Below are 15,323 nucleotides of genomic sequence, written 5' to 3' on the forward strand. Positions count from 1 at the left end.
GCCCCGCGCATGGGCCCGTCCAGGGACCCAGCCCCGCTTTTCTCCGGCCATCCCGCGCCTGCTTCCACCCGCGCCATCATGGATCACGGGCGGTCAGGACGGGGCATTCGGGTCTTCAGTCCTTCAGACCCTGAACCCATTTCGCGTAGGCGGTTTCCGCCACCGCATGCAGGGCCGCGACCCTGGCTTCCAGGTCGCGCTGGATGTCCGCCGGCTGCTGCACCGTAGGCTGGGCCGATGCTTCCGCGATTTCATCGGCACCGCCGGCGCACCACGACTTCACCAGATCCTCGGTCATTTCGATGTGGCACTGCATCGCCAGATGCTTGCCCATCACCCAGGCCTGGTTGTCGCAGCCGTCGGATGCCAGGATGCGGGTAGCGCCCGCGGGCAGCGTGAAGGTTTCGCCGTGCCAGTGAAAGGACGGGAAGCGCGCGCGGTCACCGAACCATTCCGCAGTCTTCGGGTCGGTGGCATGGACGTCCAGCCAGCCGATTTCCTTGCAGCGATTGGCGCCGACGGTACCGCCCAGCGCCTTGGACATGAGCTGGCCGCCCAGACAGTGACCGATCACCGGGATGTCGGCCGCGACCGCCTTGCGGATCAGTTCGAGCACCGGCGGAATCCACGGCAGCGGATCGTTCACGCTCATCGGGCCGCCCATGAAGCACAGGCCGGCGAAGGCGGACGGATCGGCCGGTACCGGGTCTCCGCAATCCATCGCGTACAGCCGGATTTCGCGGCCCAGGCCGGCGACGTATGCTGCAAAATGACCGGGTCCTTCGGTCGGACTGTGACGGAATACTGCAATGGGTTTCATTGAAACACCTCCTCGCCGCATTCTAGCGGCGCTCGCGCTCGGTGTGCTCGCACTGCCCGCCGATGCGCTCGACGTGTCGCTGGCCGGCGTGTTCGGCGGCAAGGCCGTGCTGGTCATCGACGGCGGTGCGCCGCGCACGCTGGCGGTCGGCGCCCGGTCGCCGGAGGGGGTGAAGCTGCTGTCGGTCGAGGGCGACCGCGCCTGGGTGGAGATCGAAGGACGGCGTACCGCGTTGCGCATCGGTGAGAACGTGGCGTCGATCAGGGGCGTCGCGGAATCGTCTTCGGTCATCCACCTGAATGCCGACGCCCAGGGCCATTTCGAAACGCCGGGCGCGATCAACGGCGTGCCGATGAAATTCCTGCTCGATACCGGCGCCACCGTGGTGGCGATGGACCGCAACCACGCGCGCCGCGCAGGTGTCGATCTGTCGAAAGGGGCGGAAATCCAGGTCCAGACCGCCAACGGCGTGGTGCGCGCCTGGCGGGTCAAGCTGGCCAGCGTCAAGGTGGGCAGCGTGCTGCTCACCGACATCGACGCGGCGGTGATGGAGGCCGACATGCCGCGCGTGCTGCTGGGCATGAGTTTCCTGAACCGGATGGACATGCAGCGCAACGGCCAGGTCATGACCTTGAGGCAGCGCTTCTGATGGAGACCAGCCTGTCTTCGGTCACCCTGCGCGGTCTGGACATCGAGCGGCTGCGCAGGCGGCTGTCCGCGCTGCCGCCGCGCCCGGCCGATCCGCTTCACGCCGGCTACACCCCGGCCGCGGTGCTGGTGCCGCTGGTGCTGGGCGCGGGCGAGCCCACGCTGCTGCTGACCCGGCGCACCGCCCACCTGCACGACCATCCGGGCCAGATCGCCTTCCCGGGCGGCCGGGTGGATGCCGGCGACGTGTCGCCGGAAGCGACCGCGCTGCGCGAGGCGGAGGAGGAAATCGGTCTGGCGCCCGGCCGTGTCGAACTGATCGGCCGTCTGCCCGAGTACGCGATCACCGCCACCGGCTTCCGTGTCACGCCGGTGGTCGGTCTGGTGCAGGCACCGTTGACGCTGCGGCTGGACAGTTTCGAGGTGGCGGAGGCCTTCCAGCCGCCGCTGTCCTTCCTGCTCGATCCGGCCAACCGCCGGCGCGGGCGCATCGAGCATCAGGGTGTGGTGCGCGAGTTCTGGGCCATGCCCTGGCAGGGTTACGACATCTGGGGGGCGACCGCCGGCATGATCGTGTCGCTGGCCGAACAGGTGCTGGAAAGCTGAAAGCCCCTCGCTGAAAGGATTCCGCAAGCTTCGCTGTGTTATCGTCCCGAAGCTCGCACGGCAAACACGCTTTAAATGACCTGGTTGTCCCTTTTCGTTGCGCTGCTGATCGAGCAGTACAAGCCGCTGTCCTACGAGCGCGTGGTCGCCGGGCCCCTTGCCCGCTATGCGACATGGTTCGAACAGCGCCTCAATGCAGGCGAGGCCCGCCATGGCGTGGTCGCGTGGTCGCTCGCGGTCGGCCTGCCGGTCGCCGCCGTCTGGTTCCTCTATCTGCTGCTGGTGTGGATCAATCCGCTGCTGGGCTGGGTACTGAATGTGGTGGTGCTCTACATCACCATGGGTTTCCGTCAGTTCAGCCACCATTTCGAAGCGACCGCGCACGCGCTGCGTGAGGGCGATACCGAGACCGCCCGCCGCGAACTGGGCAACTGGCTGTCGCGCAACACCGACCGCATGCGCACCGAAGAGATCGCGCGCCTGGCGATAGAGCAGGGCCTGCTGGCCGCCCATCGCCACGTGTTCGCACCGCTGGCACTGTTCGCGCTGCTGCCGGGCCCGACCGGCCCGCTGATCTACCGCCTGACCGAACGCCTGTCGTGGTCCTGGGCGCGGCGCGAGAACATCGAGTTCGGCGCCTTCGGCCGCTTTGCGCGGAACATGTACGAATGGCTGGATTTCATCCCTGTGCGCATGACTGCAGCGACCTTCGCCATCGTCGGCGACTTCGAGGACGCGGTGCATTGCTGGCGCACGCAGGCCGCAAAATGGCCTGAACAGGCGGCGGGCATCCTGCTCGCCAGCGGTGCCGGCGCGCTGGGCGTCAAGCTCGGTGCCCCGCTGTTCGAACTGGGCGAAGTCGCCGACCGGCCCGAACTGGGCATGGGCGATGAAGCGGATGTTGACCTGATGCAGAGCGCGATCGGTCTGGTCTGGCGCACACTTATATTTTGTCTTCTTCTGCTGGGCCTGCTTACGCTGGCTGGCTATGTCGGTAGCTGATTTCTACGGGAGGGTGGTTCTGATGGCTGACAAAAGAGAAGTGGTGATCGTAGGTGCAGCGCGTACGCCGATCGGCGGTTACGGTGGTTCGCTGAAGGATTTTTCGGCCTGCGATCTGGGCGCGCACGTGGTGAAGGCCGCCTTTGCGCGCGCCGGCGTCGACGCGAAGGAAGCGCAGCACCTGGTGCTGGGCAACGTGATCCACACCGAAGCCCGTGACATGTACGTTTCGCGCGTGGTCGCGATCAACGGCGGCATGTCCAAGGAATCGTGCGCGATGGGCGTGAACCGCCTGTGCGGTTCCGGCCTGCAGGCCATCGTGTCGGCGGCCAACGCGATCCAGCTCGGCGACGCCGAGTGTGCGGTTGGCGCCGGCGTCGAAACGATGAGCCGTGGCGGTTATCTGATTCCGAGCGCCCGCTGGGGCGCGCGCATGGGCGACGCCAAGATGGTCGACATGATGGTCGGCGCGCTGACCGACCCGTTCGACACGGTGCACATGGGTATCACCGCCGAAAACATCGCCAGCCAGTTTGGCTTCACCCGCGAAGAGCAGGATGCCTTCGCAGTGGCGTCGCACCAGAAGGCGGCGGCGGCGACCGATGCCGGTCACTTCAAGTCGCAGATCGCGCCGCTTGAAGTGGTGACCAAGAAGGGCACCACAGTCATCGATACTGACGAGCATTTCCGCCGTGACGCGTCGGTCGAAGGCATGGCCAAGCTGAAGCCGGTGTTCAAGAAGGACGGTTCGGTCACCGCCGGCAACGCCTCCGGCATCAATGATGGCGCCGGTGCCGTGGTGCTGATGGAAGCCGGTGCGGCCGCCCGCGCAGGTGCCAAGCCGCTGGCCCGTCTGGTGTCCTACGCGGTGGCCGGTGTCGATCCGACCATCATGGGCACCGGCCCGATCCCTGCGGTCAAGCTGGCGCTCCAGCGCGCGGGCCTGAAGGCGGACGATCTGTCGGTGATCGAGTCCAACGAAGCTTTCGCAGTGCAGGCGATGTGCTGCACCCGCGAACTGGGTCTGGACCCGGCCAAGGTGAACCCGAATGGCGGCGCGGTGGGCCTCGGCCACCCGGTCGGCGCCACCGGTGCCATCCTGACCGTCAAGTGCCTGTACGAACTGCAGCGCACCGGCGGCCGCTATGGTCTGATCACGATGTGCATCGGCGGCGGCCAGGGCATTGCCGCAGTGATCGAGCGCCTCTGATCGCGCCCGCGCTTTTCGCGCACTGACGCCCCGCCTTCGTGCGGGGCGTTTTGTTTTGTACGGGCTGCACCAGATGCACTCCGCGTCTGCACCTCACTGGTGCGCAAGACCCTGCGGTAAGCAGGGTTTCCAGCACTGGCGCGGGTTTCCCGGGTGGCACATTTTTCGCTGATAGGAAAATGCGCCACACAACACGAGAAACCCGATCATGGTCCATCCGTCCTCGATCTACGACGAAATGAACGGCGCCGACGGCACGGTGCGCGCTCATTACGCCGGCTACCAGAAGTGGCTGGCTGAAACGCCGCCTGAGCGCATTGCGCAGAAGCGCGCCGAAGCGGACCTGGTGTTCCACCGGGTCGGCATCACCTTCGCGGTCTATGGCGAGGAAGAGGGCAAGGAACGCCTGATCCCCTTCGACGTCGTGCCGCGCATCATCCCGGCGCAGGAATGGAAGCAGCTTGCCGCCGGCCTGCGCCAGCGGGTGAAGGCGCTGAACATGTTCCTGCACGACGTCTATCACGACCAGAACATCCTGAAGACGGGCCGCATTCCGGCCGAACAGGTGCTGTCCAACAGCCAGTACCGGCCGGAAATGCAGGGCGTGGACGTGCCGGGCGGCATCTACGCCCACATCGCCGGTGTCGACGTGGTGCGCGCCGGCGCCGGCGAGTTCTACGTGCTGGAGGACAACCTGCGCGTACCGTCCGGCGTGTCCTACATGCTGGAAGACCGCCGCATGATGATGCGGCTGTTCCCGGAACTGTTCTCGCGTCACCGCGTGGCGCCGGTCGAGCACTACCCGGACATGCTGCTGGCGAACCTGCGCGCGGTGGCTCCGCAGGGCGTGGTCGACCCGACCGTCATCGTGCTCACGCCCGGCGCCTACAACTCGGCCTATTTCGAGCACGCCTTCCTGGCCCAGCAGATGGGCGTGGAACTGGTCGAGGGGCAGGACCTGTTCGTGCGTGACGAGCACCTGTACATGCGCACCACCCAGGGGCCGCAGCGGGTCGACGTGATCTACCGCCGCATCGACGACGACTTCCTCGATCCGCTCGCGTTCCGCGCCGATTCGATGCTGGGCGTGCCGGGCCTGCTGCAGGTCTATCGCGCTGGCCACGTCACGCTGGCCAACGCCATCGGCACCGGGGTGGCGGATGACAAGTCCATCTACCCCTATGTGCCGGACATGATCCGCTTCTATCTGGGCGAGGAGCCGCTGCTCAACAACGTGCCCACCTACATGTGCCGGAAGAAGGAGGACCTGGCCTATGTGCTGGCTCACCTCGACGAACTGGTGGTGAAGGAGGTTCACGGCGCGGGCGGCTACGGCATGCTCATCGGCCCGCGTGCATCGAAGGACGAGATCGCCCGCTTCCGCCAGCTGCTGACCGACAACCCGGAGGGCTATATCGCCCAGCCCACGCTGTCGCTGTCGGCTTGCCCGACCTTCGTCGAACAGGGCATCGCGCCGCGCCACATCGACCTGCGGCCCTTCGTGCTGTCGGGCAAGGACATCAACATGGTGCCGGGTGGCCTGACCCGGGTCGCGCTGCGCGAAGGTTCGCTGGTGGTGAATTCGTCGCAGGGTGGCGGCACCAAGGACACCTGGGTACTGGAGGAGTGATGATGGCTCCCACGCTCACTTCGTTCGCACAGAGCCGGCGCAGCGCGGGCGCGTCGGCCGCTTCGTTCATCGCGATTGCAGATAACCGGATGGTGTTCCCATGTTGAGCAGAACCGCAGACCACCTGTACTGGATGGCGCGCTACATCGAGCGTGCCGAGAACATCGCCCGCATGCTGGACGTGAACTACCGCATGTCCATGGTGCCGGAAGGCGACGCCGGCTGGGGCGCCACGCTGTCGATCAACGGGCTGGAACAGGCCTTCCGGGCCAAGCACGACGAGGCGACTGCCGAGGCGGTGCTGAATTTCATGGTGTTCGACGGCGACAACCCGTCGTCCATCCTGAGCTGCCTGCGCATGGCGCGCGAGAACGCGCACGCGGTGCGCGGCACCATCACCTCGGAAATGTGGGAAACCACCAACGATACCTGGCTCAGGATGCGCGACTACCCGCGCTGGAAGCTGGCCGGCAGCGAGATCGGCGAGTTCTTCGAGTGGGTGAAGTTCCGCTCCCACCTGTCGCGCGGCGTCACGCTGGGCACCATGCTGCGCGACGAGGCCTTCCACTTCATCCGGCTGGGCACTTTCCTCGAGCGGGCCGACGCGACCGCGCGCTTCATCGACGTGAAGTACCACATGCTGGTCGATGGCAAGGCGCCGCCGGACGCGGCCGCCGACTACTACCAGTGGAGCGCGCTGCTGCGCTCGGTGTCGGCGTTCGAGGTGTATCGCAAGGTGTACCGCGACCTGATCACGCCGGTGAAGGTGACCGAACTGCTCATCCTGAACGAGCAGATGCCGCGTTCGCTGCGCACCAGCATGGTCGAGGTGTACGAAAACCTGCAGGCGGTGTCCAACTACCGCTCGAAGGAAACCCAGCGCCGTGCCGGCGAACTGCAGGCCAGCCTCAAGTTCGGTCGCATCGAGGACGTGTTCGCCCGCGGCCTGCACGAGTACCTGACCCAGTTCATCGTGCGCGTGAACGAGCTGGGCAACCGCATTTCCAACGACTTCCTGGTTCCGATGTCCGCCAGTTGAGGAGACCGCCATGCTGCTCGACATTCATCATGAAACCACGGTGCAGTACGCCAGCCCGGTCAGCTACAGCATCCAGCAGCTGCGGCTGACGCCGCGCGAGGAATCGACCCAGCGCCCGCTGAACTGGCGGGTGCAGGCGCCCGGCAGCGCGCGGCGCGCGATCGACGCGCACGGCAATGTCGGCCACCTGCTCACGATGGACCGCCCGCACAGCGAACTGACCATCGTGGTCAGCGGCACCGTGCGCCTGACCGACGCCGACGCCTGGATGCCGCGCGACGCCGGCCCGCTGTCGCCGCTGTCCTATCTGGCCGGCACGCGGCTGACCGAAGCGGACGAACAGGCGCACGCGATGGCCGCCAGCCATCTGCGCGCCCGGCGCGACACGGTCGGCGAACTGCTGGATCTGAGCGGTGCGGTGTGCGGCGCGGTCCGTCATCTGCCGGAACGCCTGCCGCCCGGCGGCGCGCTGAGCGCGCTCGCCGCCGGTGTCGGCTGCAGCGCCGACATTGCCCACGCCTTCATCGCCTGCTGCCGCGCCGCCGGTCTGCCGGCGCGCTTCGTCAGCGGCTATCTGATCGACGCCGCAGGCGAATGGGCGGTGCCGCACAGCTGGGTAGACGTCTGGCTTGCCAGCGGCCCGGCGGCCGGCGGCGAAGCCGGCTGGGTGAGCGTGGACGTGCTTGAGCGCACGCTGGCCGGGCACGGCTATTGCCGCCTCGCGGTCGGGCGCGATCACCTCGACGCCTGCCCGGTCCGCGTGGCCGGCGGCGAGTCGGTACAGGGCACGCTGACCCGGGTGTCGGTGCACGCACACTGAAGCGGGTACCGGCGGGCAGCGTGCGTGCGGTCCGTCCATCCTTCAATTTTCGCTGACTGAACTCCGCCATGACCTATTGCGTGGGCATGCTGCTCGATGCGGGCATCGTGTGCCTTTCCGATTCGCGCACCAACGCCGGTGTCGATCACATCAACACCTTCCGCAAGCTCACCGTGTTCGAACGTCCGGGCGAACGGGTGCTGGTGCTCATGAGCGCCGGCAATCTGGCGCTCACCCAGACCCTGATGAGCCTGCTGCGCGAGCGGCTTGCCGCCGAAGGCCCCAGCCTGCACACGGTGCCCAATCTGTTCGAGGCGGCGCGGCATGTCGGTGACTGCCTGCGCGAAGTGCACGCGCGTGATGCCGAGGCACTGAAGGAATTCGGCATCGAGTTCAACGCCAGCTTCATCCTCGGTGGCCAGATACTGGGCGAGGAGCCGCGGCTGTTCCAGATCTACGCCGCCGGCAACTTCATCGAAGCCACCCGCGATACGCCGTACTTCCAGATCGGCGAGGCCAAATACGGCAAGCCCATCATCGACCGCGTCATCCGTCCCGACACCGCGCTGGACGAAGCCGCCAAGTGCGCACTGATCTCGATGGATTCGACCATACGGTCCAACCTGTCGGTGGGCGTTCCGCTGGACCTGCTGGTGCTGCGCACCGGTGCGCTGAAAGTGGCCTCTCATACCCGCATCGACGCCGACAACGCCTACTTCGACATGATCCGCAAGCGCTGGAGTGACAGTCTGCGCGAAGCTTTCCACGCGCTGCCGTCGCCCGACTGGCTGGCGGACTGACGACCCGGCAGGCCTTTCCTCGTCTGCGGCGGACACGCGGCGCAGCGGCATGCCGGGCGCCGCACCGGCGGATGCCTGCGCCGGCTCCCCGTGCCGTTTCCGATGGCCCTAGCGCGTGGGCCATCGCCCCGCGCGACCGGTGCCGGCCGGCGATCGGGCCACAAAGCTAAAGGTTCCCTAGAATGGGCCGTTCACCCCGCCCATGACCGGTATGCCCGCATTTCCGCACCGCTTCGCCTTCGTGCCGCAGTCCCGTCCATCCTGGCCGGGCCGGATCCGGTTCTGCATCGTCTGCGCACTGGCCCTGCTCGGCGTCCTGATCCCTGCGGTACATGCCGCCGACCTGCCTTCGGTGGCGCTGCACTACGGCAAGGACGCGCCGCTGGCCGCGATGAAGGCCTTCGATATCGCGGTGGTCGAACCTGACCACGGTTTCGATCCGCTCGCCTACAGGGGGCAGGGCGGCTCCGAACTGTTCGCCTACGTGAGCGTGGGCGAAGTTCACCCGACGCGGAGCTACGCCGCCCGCATCCCTGACGCCTGGCGCATCGGCCGCAACGCGACCTGGCACTCGCTGGTGATCGACCAGGCCCAGCCGGCCTGGCCCGCCTTCTTCGCCGACGAGGTGGTGGGGCCGCTGTGGGCGCGCGGCTATCGCGGCTTCTTCCTCGACACGCTGGATTCCTACCATCTGGTGAAGGATGTCGACGTCGCCGCTCAGCAGCGCGGGCTGGTGGCCGTAGTGCGCATGCTGCGCAAGCGCTATCCCGGCATCCGGCTCATCTTCAACCGTGGCTTCGAACTGCTGCCCGAACTGCGCGGCGAGGTCCATGCCGTGGCCGCCGAGTCGCTCTACCGGGGCTGGGACGCGAAGCGCAAGCGCTATGTCGAGGTGCCCGCCAATGACCGCGAATGGCTGCTCGGCCAGCTTCAGACCGCACGCGACCGCTACGGCGTGATCGCGATCGCGATCGACTATGTCGCGCCGGCCGCGCGCGAACTCGCGCGCGACACCGCGCGGCGCATTCACGCCCACGGCATCGTGCCCTATGTGACCGACGGCGACCTGAAGCATCTGGGCGTCGGTCTGGTCGAGGTGCTGCCGCGCAAGCTCATGTTTCTCTACAACAGCCGCGAGGCGGCCCGGGTGAACGTGTCCAGCCCGCACCGCTACGCGGAAATGCCGGTGAATCATCTGGGCTATGTCGCCGAGTATGTCGACGTGACCGGCCCGCTGCCGGAGTCGGTACCGGCCGGTGAATATGCCGGTGCGGTGCTGTGGTTCGACGGCTATGTGCCGGGCGAGCGCGCCCGTGCGCTGATGGACTGGATGGTCGCGCGCATCGCCGAAGGCACGCGGCTGGCGGTGTTCGGTTCCTTCGGTTTCGAACCGGACGCGGATTTCCTGCGGGCGGCCGGCCTGGCCCAGGCGCCCCCCGCGAAAGGCCGGCTCGACATCGCGCTGCGCGATCCGGCGGTCGGCTTCGAAACGCCGGCCATTCCCGACCGCGGCCGGCTGCAGCGACTGCGGGTGGAACAGCCGGATGCCCGCGTGCTGCTGAGCCTGAACGACAGCGCCGGCAACCGCTACGACGCGGTGGCGCAGACTGCCTGGGGCGGCTTCGCGCTGCATCCGTTCGCGGTGCGGGTACTGCCGCTGGACGACGCGCAGACCCGCTGGGTGATCGAACCCTTCGCCTTCATCCGCGATGCGCTGGCGCTGCCGGCGCTGCCCGTGCCCGACACCACCACGCTGACCGGCCGCCGCATGTTCTTCGCCCACATCGACGGCGACGGCTTCGCCTCGCGCGCCGAAATGAAGGGCCGCAGACTGGCGGCCGAAGTGCTGCTGGAAGACGTGCTCAAGCGCTACCGGGTGCCGCACGCGATGTCGGTGATCGAGATCGAAACCAGCGAACGCGGCCCGTTCGCACGCGATTCCGCCGAAATGGAGGCGGTGGCCCGCCGCATGTTCGCGCTGCCTCACGTCGAGATCGCTTCGCACAGCTACACCCACCCTTTCTACTGGGACAGCGTCGAGCGCGGCGAGGCGAAGGAAGCCGCGCAGGGCTACTCGCTCGCACCGGCCGGCTACACGCCCAGTCTGGAGCGCGAGATCGCCGGCTCGGTCGACTACATCCGCAGCCGGCTCGCGCCGCCCGGCAAGCCGGTCGGTCTCATGCTGTGGACCGGCGACGCGGCGCCGACCGAGGCGGCGCTGGAATGGGTCGAGCGACTGGGCATGGTGCAGATGAATGGCGGCTACACCGTTGCCAGCACGCTCTATCCCAGTCTGGCGGCGGTGTCGTCGCTGGGCACCTGGCAGGGGCGGCACTTCCATGTGCACGCGCCCATCATGAACGAGAACGTCTACACCAATCTGTGGACCGGTCCGTACTACGGCTTCGAGCGGGTGACGCAGACGCTGGCCTTCACCGAAACGCCGCGCCGGCTCAAGCCGGTGAATCTCTACTTCCACACCTATTCGGCCAGCAAGCCGGCCTCGCTGGCGGTGCTGCACAAGGTGTATCGGCACGCGCTGGCGCAGCCGGTGCATCCGGTCTATCCGAGCGAATACGTGCGCATCGCGATGAATTTCAACGACGTCGTGCTCGCGCGCACGCTGGACGGCGGGCGCTATCTGGTGCGCAACGCCACCCATCTGCGCACGCTGCGCCTGCCGCGCGGACTGGGCCTGCCGGACATCGGCGCCTCCTCAGGCATCGGCGGCTGGCGCGACGGCGCCGAAGGCATTTACGCCCACCTGACCGGCGAAACCGCGACGCTGGTACTCGGCGACCGTGCCGACGCGACCCCGGTGCTGGCCGAAGCGAACGCGCGGCTGGAGTCGGCCAGTGTGGAGCAGGGCGTTCAGCGCTACCGTCTGAATGGCCAGGTGCCGCTCGAATTCGCGCTGTCCGGCGCCAGCCAGTGCCGGGTCACCGCCGACGGCCGCGCGCTGGGCCCGGTGCGCAGCGAGGCCGGTCTCACACATTTCCGTCTGGACGCCCATGCTGCGACGATCGAGCTACGCTGCCGCGTCGGTTGAGCGGCCGCGCCTGGTCGCCCCGCATGTGCTGCTGGCCATCGGCCTGCTGGTCGGCGTGCTGTTCACGGTGCTGTTTCCGTATCGCGCGCTGGTCCAGTACACGCTGAACGCCACCCGCGGCGACGCGCTGACGCTGGCCTATCTGCGCAACCTGCTGCGCACCGATCCGCTCAATCCTGAGCTGAGGCTGGCCCTGGTCCGCCAGTCGATTGCACGCCGCGATTACGAACAGGCCCGTGCCGATCTTGCGCCGCTGCTGGCCAGCCCGGCCGACCGCGAAACGCTGACCGAAGCGCGCTGGGTCGAATGGACGCTGTACGAAAGCGAACTGCTGTCCGCGCCGCCCTTTTCCGCGCGTCACGCCGAGCTGGAAGCGCAGTTGCCGCAGCGGCTGCGCAATGCGGTGACGGTGGACGGACTGACCGACGACAACCGGATGTCGCTGGTGCAGCGCGCGCTGTCGCGCGGTCAGGCCCTGCTCGCGCTCGAACTGATCGCCACCTTCCGGCGCAATGGCGACGACATCGATCCGCGTCTGTACGGCCAGGCGGCTGCCGAAATGCTGGGCCATGGCGAGTACGAGGGGGCTGCGCGCATGCTGCTGCTGCAGCGCAGCCGCGAGCCGGATGCCGCGAAGCGCCGGGCGCTGTTCCTGCAGGCGCTGCGCACCCTGCAGTCGGGCAACCGGCTGGACCTCGCGCTCGACATCGCCGACCGCGAGCTTGGCGAGCTGGAGAACGACACCGAGGTGATGTACTTCCTGGTCACGCTGGCGCGCGCCGCCAACCGGCCGGACGCCGCTGCGCGCTACGCGAAGCGGATGCTGCAGCTGTCGCTGGAGCGGCAGCTGCGCCGCAGCCAGTTCGCGGCTGCCGGTCTCGATGTGCTGCCCTGGCGGGTGGCGGCCGGTGGCGGGCCGGAGCTGCCCTTCGACGACCGCATCTACACGCTGGGCTACGAAGCCTTTCTCGGCAACCGTCAGCTGGAGGATGCCGAGCGGGTGGCGCAGTCGGCGGTGCGGCAGGCGCCGGACGATCTGCGCTGGCGCGAACGGCTGGCCACGGTGCAGGAATGGATGGGCAAGCCGCAGGAGGCGCTCGACCAGTGGTCGCAGATCGCCCGCCGCAGCGGCCGCGAGGACGCGTGGGACGCGGTGCTCAGACTGGCGCCCGGCCTGCTCGACGACGACGCGCTGCTGCCGGCGCTCGAATACCGGCTGCGCCAGCGCCCTCATGACCTCAGGTTCATGGGCGAAATCGTCGCGCTGCACGAACGTGCCGGCCGGCCGCGCGAAGCCATCGCCTTCCTGCAGCGGGCGGCCGGCGACACGCCGTCGGTGGCCGAACTGCAGATGCTGGCCGATCTGGCCGAACGCGCGGCCGACATCGAACTGGCCCGACGCACGCTGGCCCGGCTCGACGCGCTGCTGCCGCCGGACCCGGCGCGGGCCGCCCGCCGTGCGGCGCTGTTCATTCTCGACAGCCGTTTCGACGATGCACTGCAGGTGATGGAGACGGCGAAGGTCGCCGCCGGTGACGACCAGCGCGATTTCTGGCGGCTGTACGTGGCGCTGGCCCAGCTGGTGCAGGACGACGACCGCGCCCGCAGCGCGCTCGAGCGGGTGACCCGCTTCGATGACTCCGACGCCTTCGAACAGGGCGATCTGGTCGATCTGCTGAGCGATGTGTCGCCGCTGGCCGCGGCCCGCGAGGCCGAACGCGGCTGGCGCCGTTTCGGCGGCAGCGTCTGGTTCCTGCGCACGCTGGAACTGTATGCCGCCGCCGGCCAGCCGGCCGAGCTGGCGCGGCTGTTCGGTGAATTGCAGCAGCCTGCACAGGCGGCGCAGCGCGCCGAAGCCGAGCGCAGTGCTGCTTTCCTGCAGCGGCGCGCGCAGTGGCATCTGGATGGCGGCCGCCGTGTCGAGGCCTTCGCCGACCTGTCGGCGGCACTGAAGGTGGAACCCGAGTCCGCATCGGTGCGCACCACGCTGCTGTGGCTGCTGATCGATGGCAACGACACCCGCATGCTGCGCGAATTGCTGGCCCGGCACGAACAGGTGTGGGCGCGCGATGAAGCGCTGCACGACGCGCTGGCGGCCGCGTGGCAGGCGCTGTCGCGCCCGCAGGTGGCGCTAGACCGCTATCTGCTGCCGCGCATCGGTGCGCGGCGCGACGATTTCCTGTGGATGATGAACGTGGCCGACGCACTTGAGCAGAACGGCGACGTCGACCGTGCCTGGCGGGTGCGCCAGATGCTGTGGAAAAAGGAGCGCCCGCGGCTAGCCGAACTGGGCGCCGACGACGTCGGCCGGTTGCAGCGTCAGGCGCGGGTGCGGCTGGCGCGCACGCTGGCGCCGGGCGACGCGGCGAACGCGCTGCTGCGCGAAGTGATGCGGCTGGACCGCGACCCGGATGGCCGCTGGCTGCCGGCGGCACGCGAACTGGCGCTGTCCGCCTTCATCGACCGCGGCGAATTCGACGCGGTGCGCGGATTCCTGTGGCAGCAGTACGGCCGCAGCCTGAACCGCCCGCTGTGGGCCGACATCACCGCGGCGCTGGCACAGGGCGACGTGGCGGCGGTCGGCGCGCTGCTGGACACCTGGGACGAACGCCTGCCGCGCTACGACCGGGTGAACAGTGCGCGCATGGTGGGCGACCTGCGTCTTGCGCAGAGCGCCGCTTTCGACACGCTGGACGCGCAGCGCGACGACGCGCCGCTGCATCTGCAGCTGTCGGACGCGCTGCTCGATTTTTCGCACCGCTTCGACCTCGACATCGCGCAGCGCACGCTGGGCGGCGTCGACGAACGGCAGAGCAGCGCCACGCTGGACATGGCGGTGGCGCCCGACCTGCGCATGAGTCTGGAATTCGGCTCCATCACCCGCGACCGGGGCGACAACGCGCAGTTCAGCGCCACCCCGGGCGAAAGCGGCTATCTGCTGGCGCGGCTCGCCTGGCAGCACGATGATGGCGTCACCCGCATCCTGATCGGCCAGCGCGACGGCTTCGAAACCATCCATCCGCTCGCTCTCGAACGCGAACAGCGCATCGACAGCCGGCTCAGCGCCACCGTCGGCATCGGGCTGCACATGCCCGCAACCGAGAACCTCGGCCTGCGCATGGCGGGCATGCGCGACCAGATCGACCTGCGCGCGAACTACCGCGTGGCGCGCGACGACCGCATCGGCCTGCAGTTCGGCAGCTACCGCTATCAGGCGCAGAACGGCCTCGACATCGGTCGCGGCCGGCTGTGGCAGGTGGAGGCTGCGCACGCGATCCGCACCGAACTGCCGGATCTGGAAGTGAGCGCCTATGTGGCCGGATACCAGTTCAGCCGCGCCGACATCGATCTGGCCGATGCGCGCGCGGTCGAGGTGCGGCAGCGGCTGTTCGCCGGCAGCGGGCTGGATGCCACCGCGCTGCGGCCGCAGAGTTTCACGCTGCAGGGCGTGCGGCTCACCCACAACATCCGGCTGCTGCGCGATTACACGAAGGCGCTGCGGCCTTTCGGCTCGATCGGCGTATCGAACAACAGCGTGGCCGGCGCCGGCTACGACGTGTCTCTGGGCGTGGCCGGCAGCGTGCTCGGCACCGATCATTTTTCGCTGTCCTGGCGACAGGACAAGGGCGGTGGTGGCATCTTCGCGCGCACCACCGAATTCGCACTGCATTACCGACTGTTTTTCTGAACCGGGAGCGT

General features: G+C 68.2%; 11 protein-coding genes. 10 read left to right on the forward strand and 1 reads right to left on the reverse strand.

What is annotated here, in order from left to right; translation table 11 throughout:
- Positions 1-115: 115 nt before the first annotated feature.
- Entirely contained in the window at positions 116-820 is a 705-nt protein-coding gene (locus METUNV1_RS13770; RefSeq protein ID WP_043359924.1) for a type 1 glutamine amidotransferase, read from the reverse strand.
- On the opposite strand from METUNV1_RS13770, the gene METUNV1_RS13775 reads away from it, so the two are divergent.
- The 10 genes from METUNV1_RS13775 (at position 810) to METUNV1_RS13820 (ending at position 15,312) form a co-directional block, all read left to right on the forward strand.
- Positions 810-1,469 carry a retropepsin-like aspartic protease family protein gene (locus tag METUNV1_RS13775; RefSeq protein ID WP_008062813.1) on the forward strand — a complete coding sequence of 220 codons (660 nt, stop codon included), beginning with the start codon at positions 810-812 and terminating at the stop codon, positions 1,467-1,469. The genes METUNV1_RS13770 and METUNV1_RS13775 overlap by 11 nt on opposite strands.
- Positions 1,469-2,074 carry a CoA pyrophosphatase gene (locus METUNV1_RS13780; RefSeq protein WP_008062815.1) on the forward strand — a complete coding sequence of 202 codons (606 nt, stop codon included), beginning with the start codon at positions 1,469-1,471 and terminating at the stop codon, positions 2,072-2,074. The genes METUNV1_RS13775 and METUNV1_RS13780 overlap by 1 nt, the downstream gene beginning before the upstream one ends.
- A gap of 75 nt (positions 2,075-2,149) precedes the next feature.
- On the forward strand, positions 2,150-3,076 hold the full coding sequence (locus METUNV1_RS13785) for a CobD/CbiB family protein (protein WP_008062816.1): 927 nt from the start codon (positions 2,150-2,152) through the stop codon (positions 3,074-3,076).
- Between the two features lie 22 nt (positions 3,077-3,098).
- Complete coding sequence (locus METUNV1_RS13790) at positions 3,099-4,286, forward strand: acetyl-CoA C-acyltransferase family protein (RefSeq protein ID WP_043359846.1); 1,188 nt, start codon at positions 3,099-3,101, stop codon at positions 4,284-4,286.
- 208 nt (positions 4,287-4,494) lie between these two features.
- Positions 4,495-5,916, forward strand: a complete 1,422-nt coding sequence (locus METUNV1_RS13795; protein ID WP_008062818.1) for a circularly permuted type 2 ATP-grasp protein — start codon at positions 4,495-4,497, stop codon at positions 5,914-5,916.
- Positions 5,917-6,016: 100 nt separating this feature from the next.
- Positions 6,017-6,955: an alpha-E domain-containing protein gene (locus METUNV1_RS13800; RefSeq protein WP_008062819.1), complete on the forward strand. Its 939-nt coding sequence runs from the start codon at positions 6,017-6,019 to the stop codon at positions 6,953-6,955.
- A gap of 10 nt (positions 6,956-6,965) precedes the next feature.
- The gene (locus METUNV1_RS13805) at positions 6,966-7,775 is read left to right on the forward strand and encodes a transglutaminase family protein (RefSeq protein ID WP_008062820.1); all 810 of its coding nucleotides are present in this window, start codon (positions 6,966-6,968) and stop codon (positions 7,773-7,775) included.
- 68 nt (positions 7,776-7,843) lie between these two features.
- On the forward strand, positions 7,844-8,575 hold the full coding sequence (locus METUNV1_RS13810) for a proteasome-type protease (protein WP_008062826.1): 732 nt from the start codon (positions 7,844-7,846) through the stop codon (positions 8,573-8,575).
- A gap of 211 nt (positions 8,576-8,786) precedes the next feature.
- On the forward strand, positions 8,787-11,624 hold the full coding sequence (locus METUNV1_RS13815; protein ID WP_008062829.1) for a bifunctional glycoside hydrolase/polysaccharide deacetylase family protein: 2,838 nt from the start codon (positions 8,787-8,789) through the stop codon (positions 11,622-11,624).
- Positions 11,587-15,312 carry a tetratricopeptide repeat protein gene (locus METUNV1_RS13820; RefSeq protein WP_008062831.1) on the forward strand — a complete coding sequence of 1,242 codons (3,726 nt, stop codon included), beginning with the start codon at positions 11,587-11,589 and terminating at the stop codon, positions 15,310-15,312. The genes METUNV1_RS13815 and METUNV1_RS13820 overlap by 38 nt, the downstream gene beginning before the upstream one ends.
- The last annotated feature ends 11 nt before the right edge of the window (positions 15,313-15,323 follow it).

The sequence above is a fragment of the Methyloversatilis universalis FAM5 genome, assembly GCF_000214035.2.
GTDB classification, from domain to species: Bacteria; Pseudomonadota; Gammaproteobacteria; order Burkholderiales; family Rhodocyclaceae; genus Methyloversatilis; species Methyloversatilis universalis.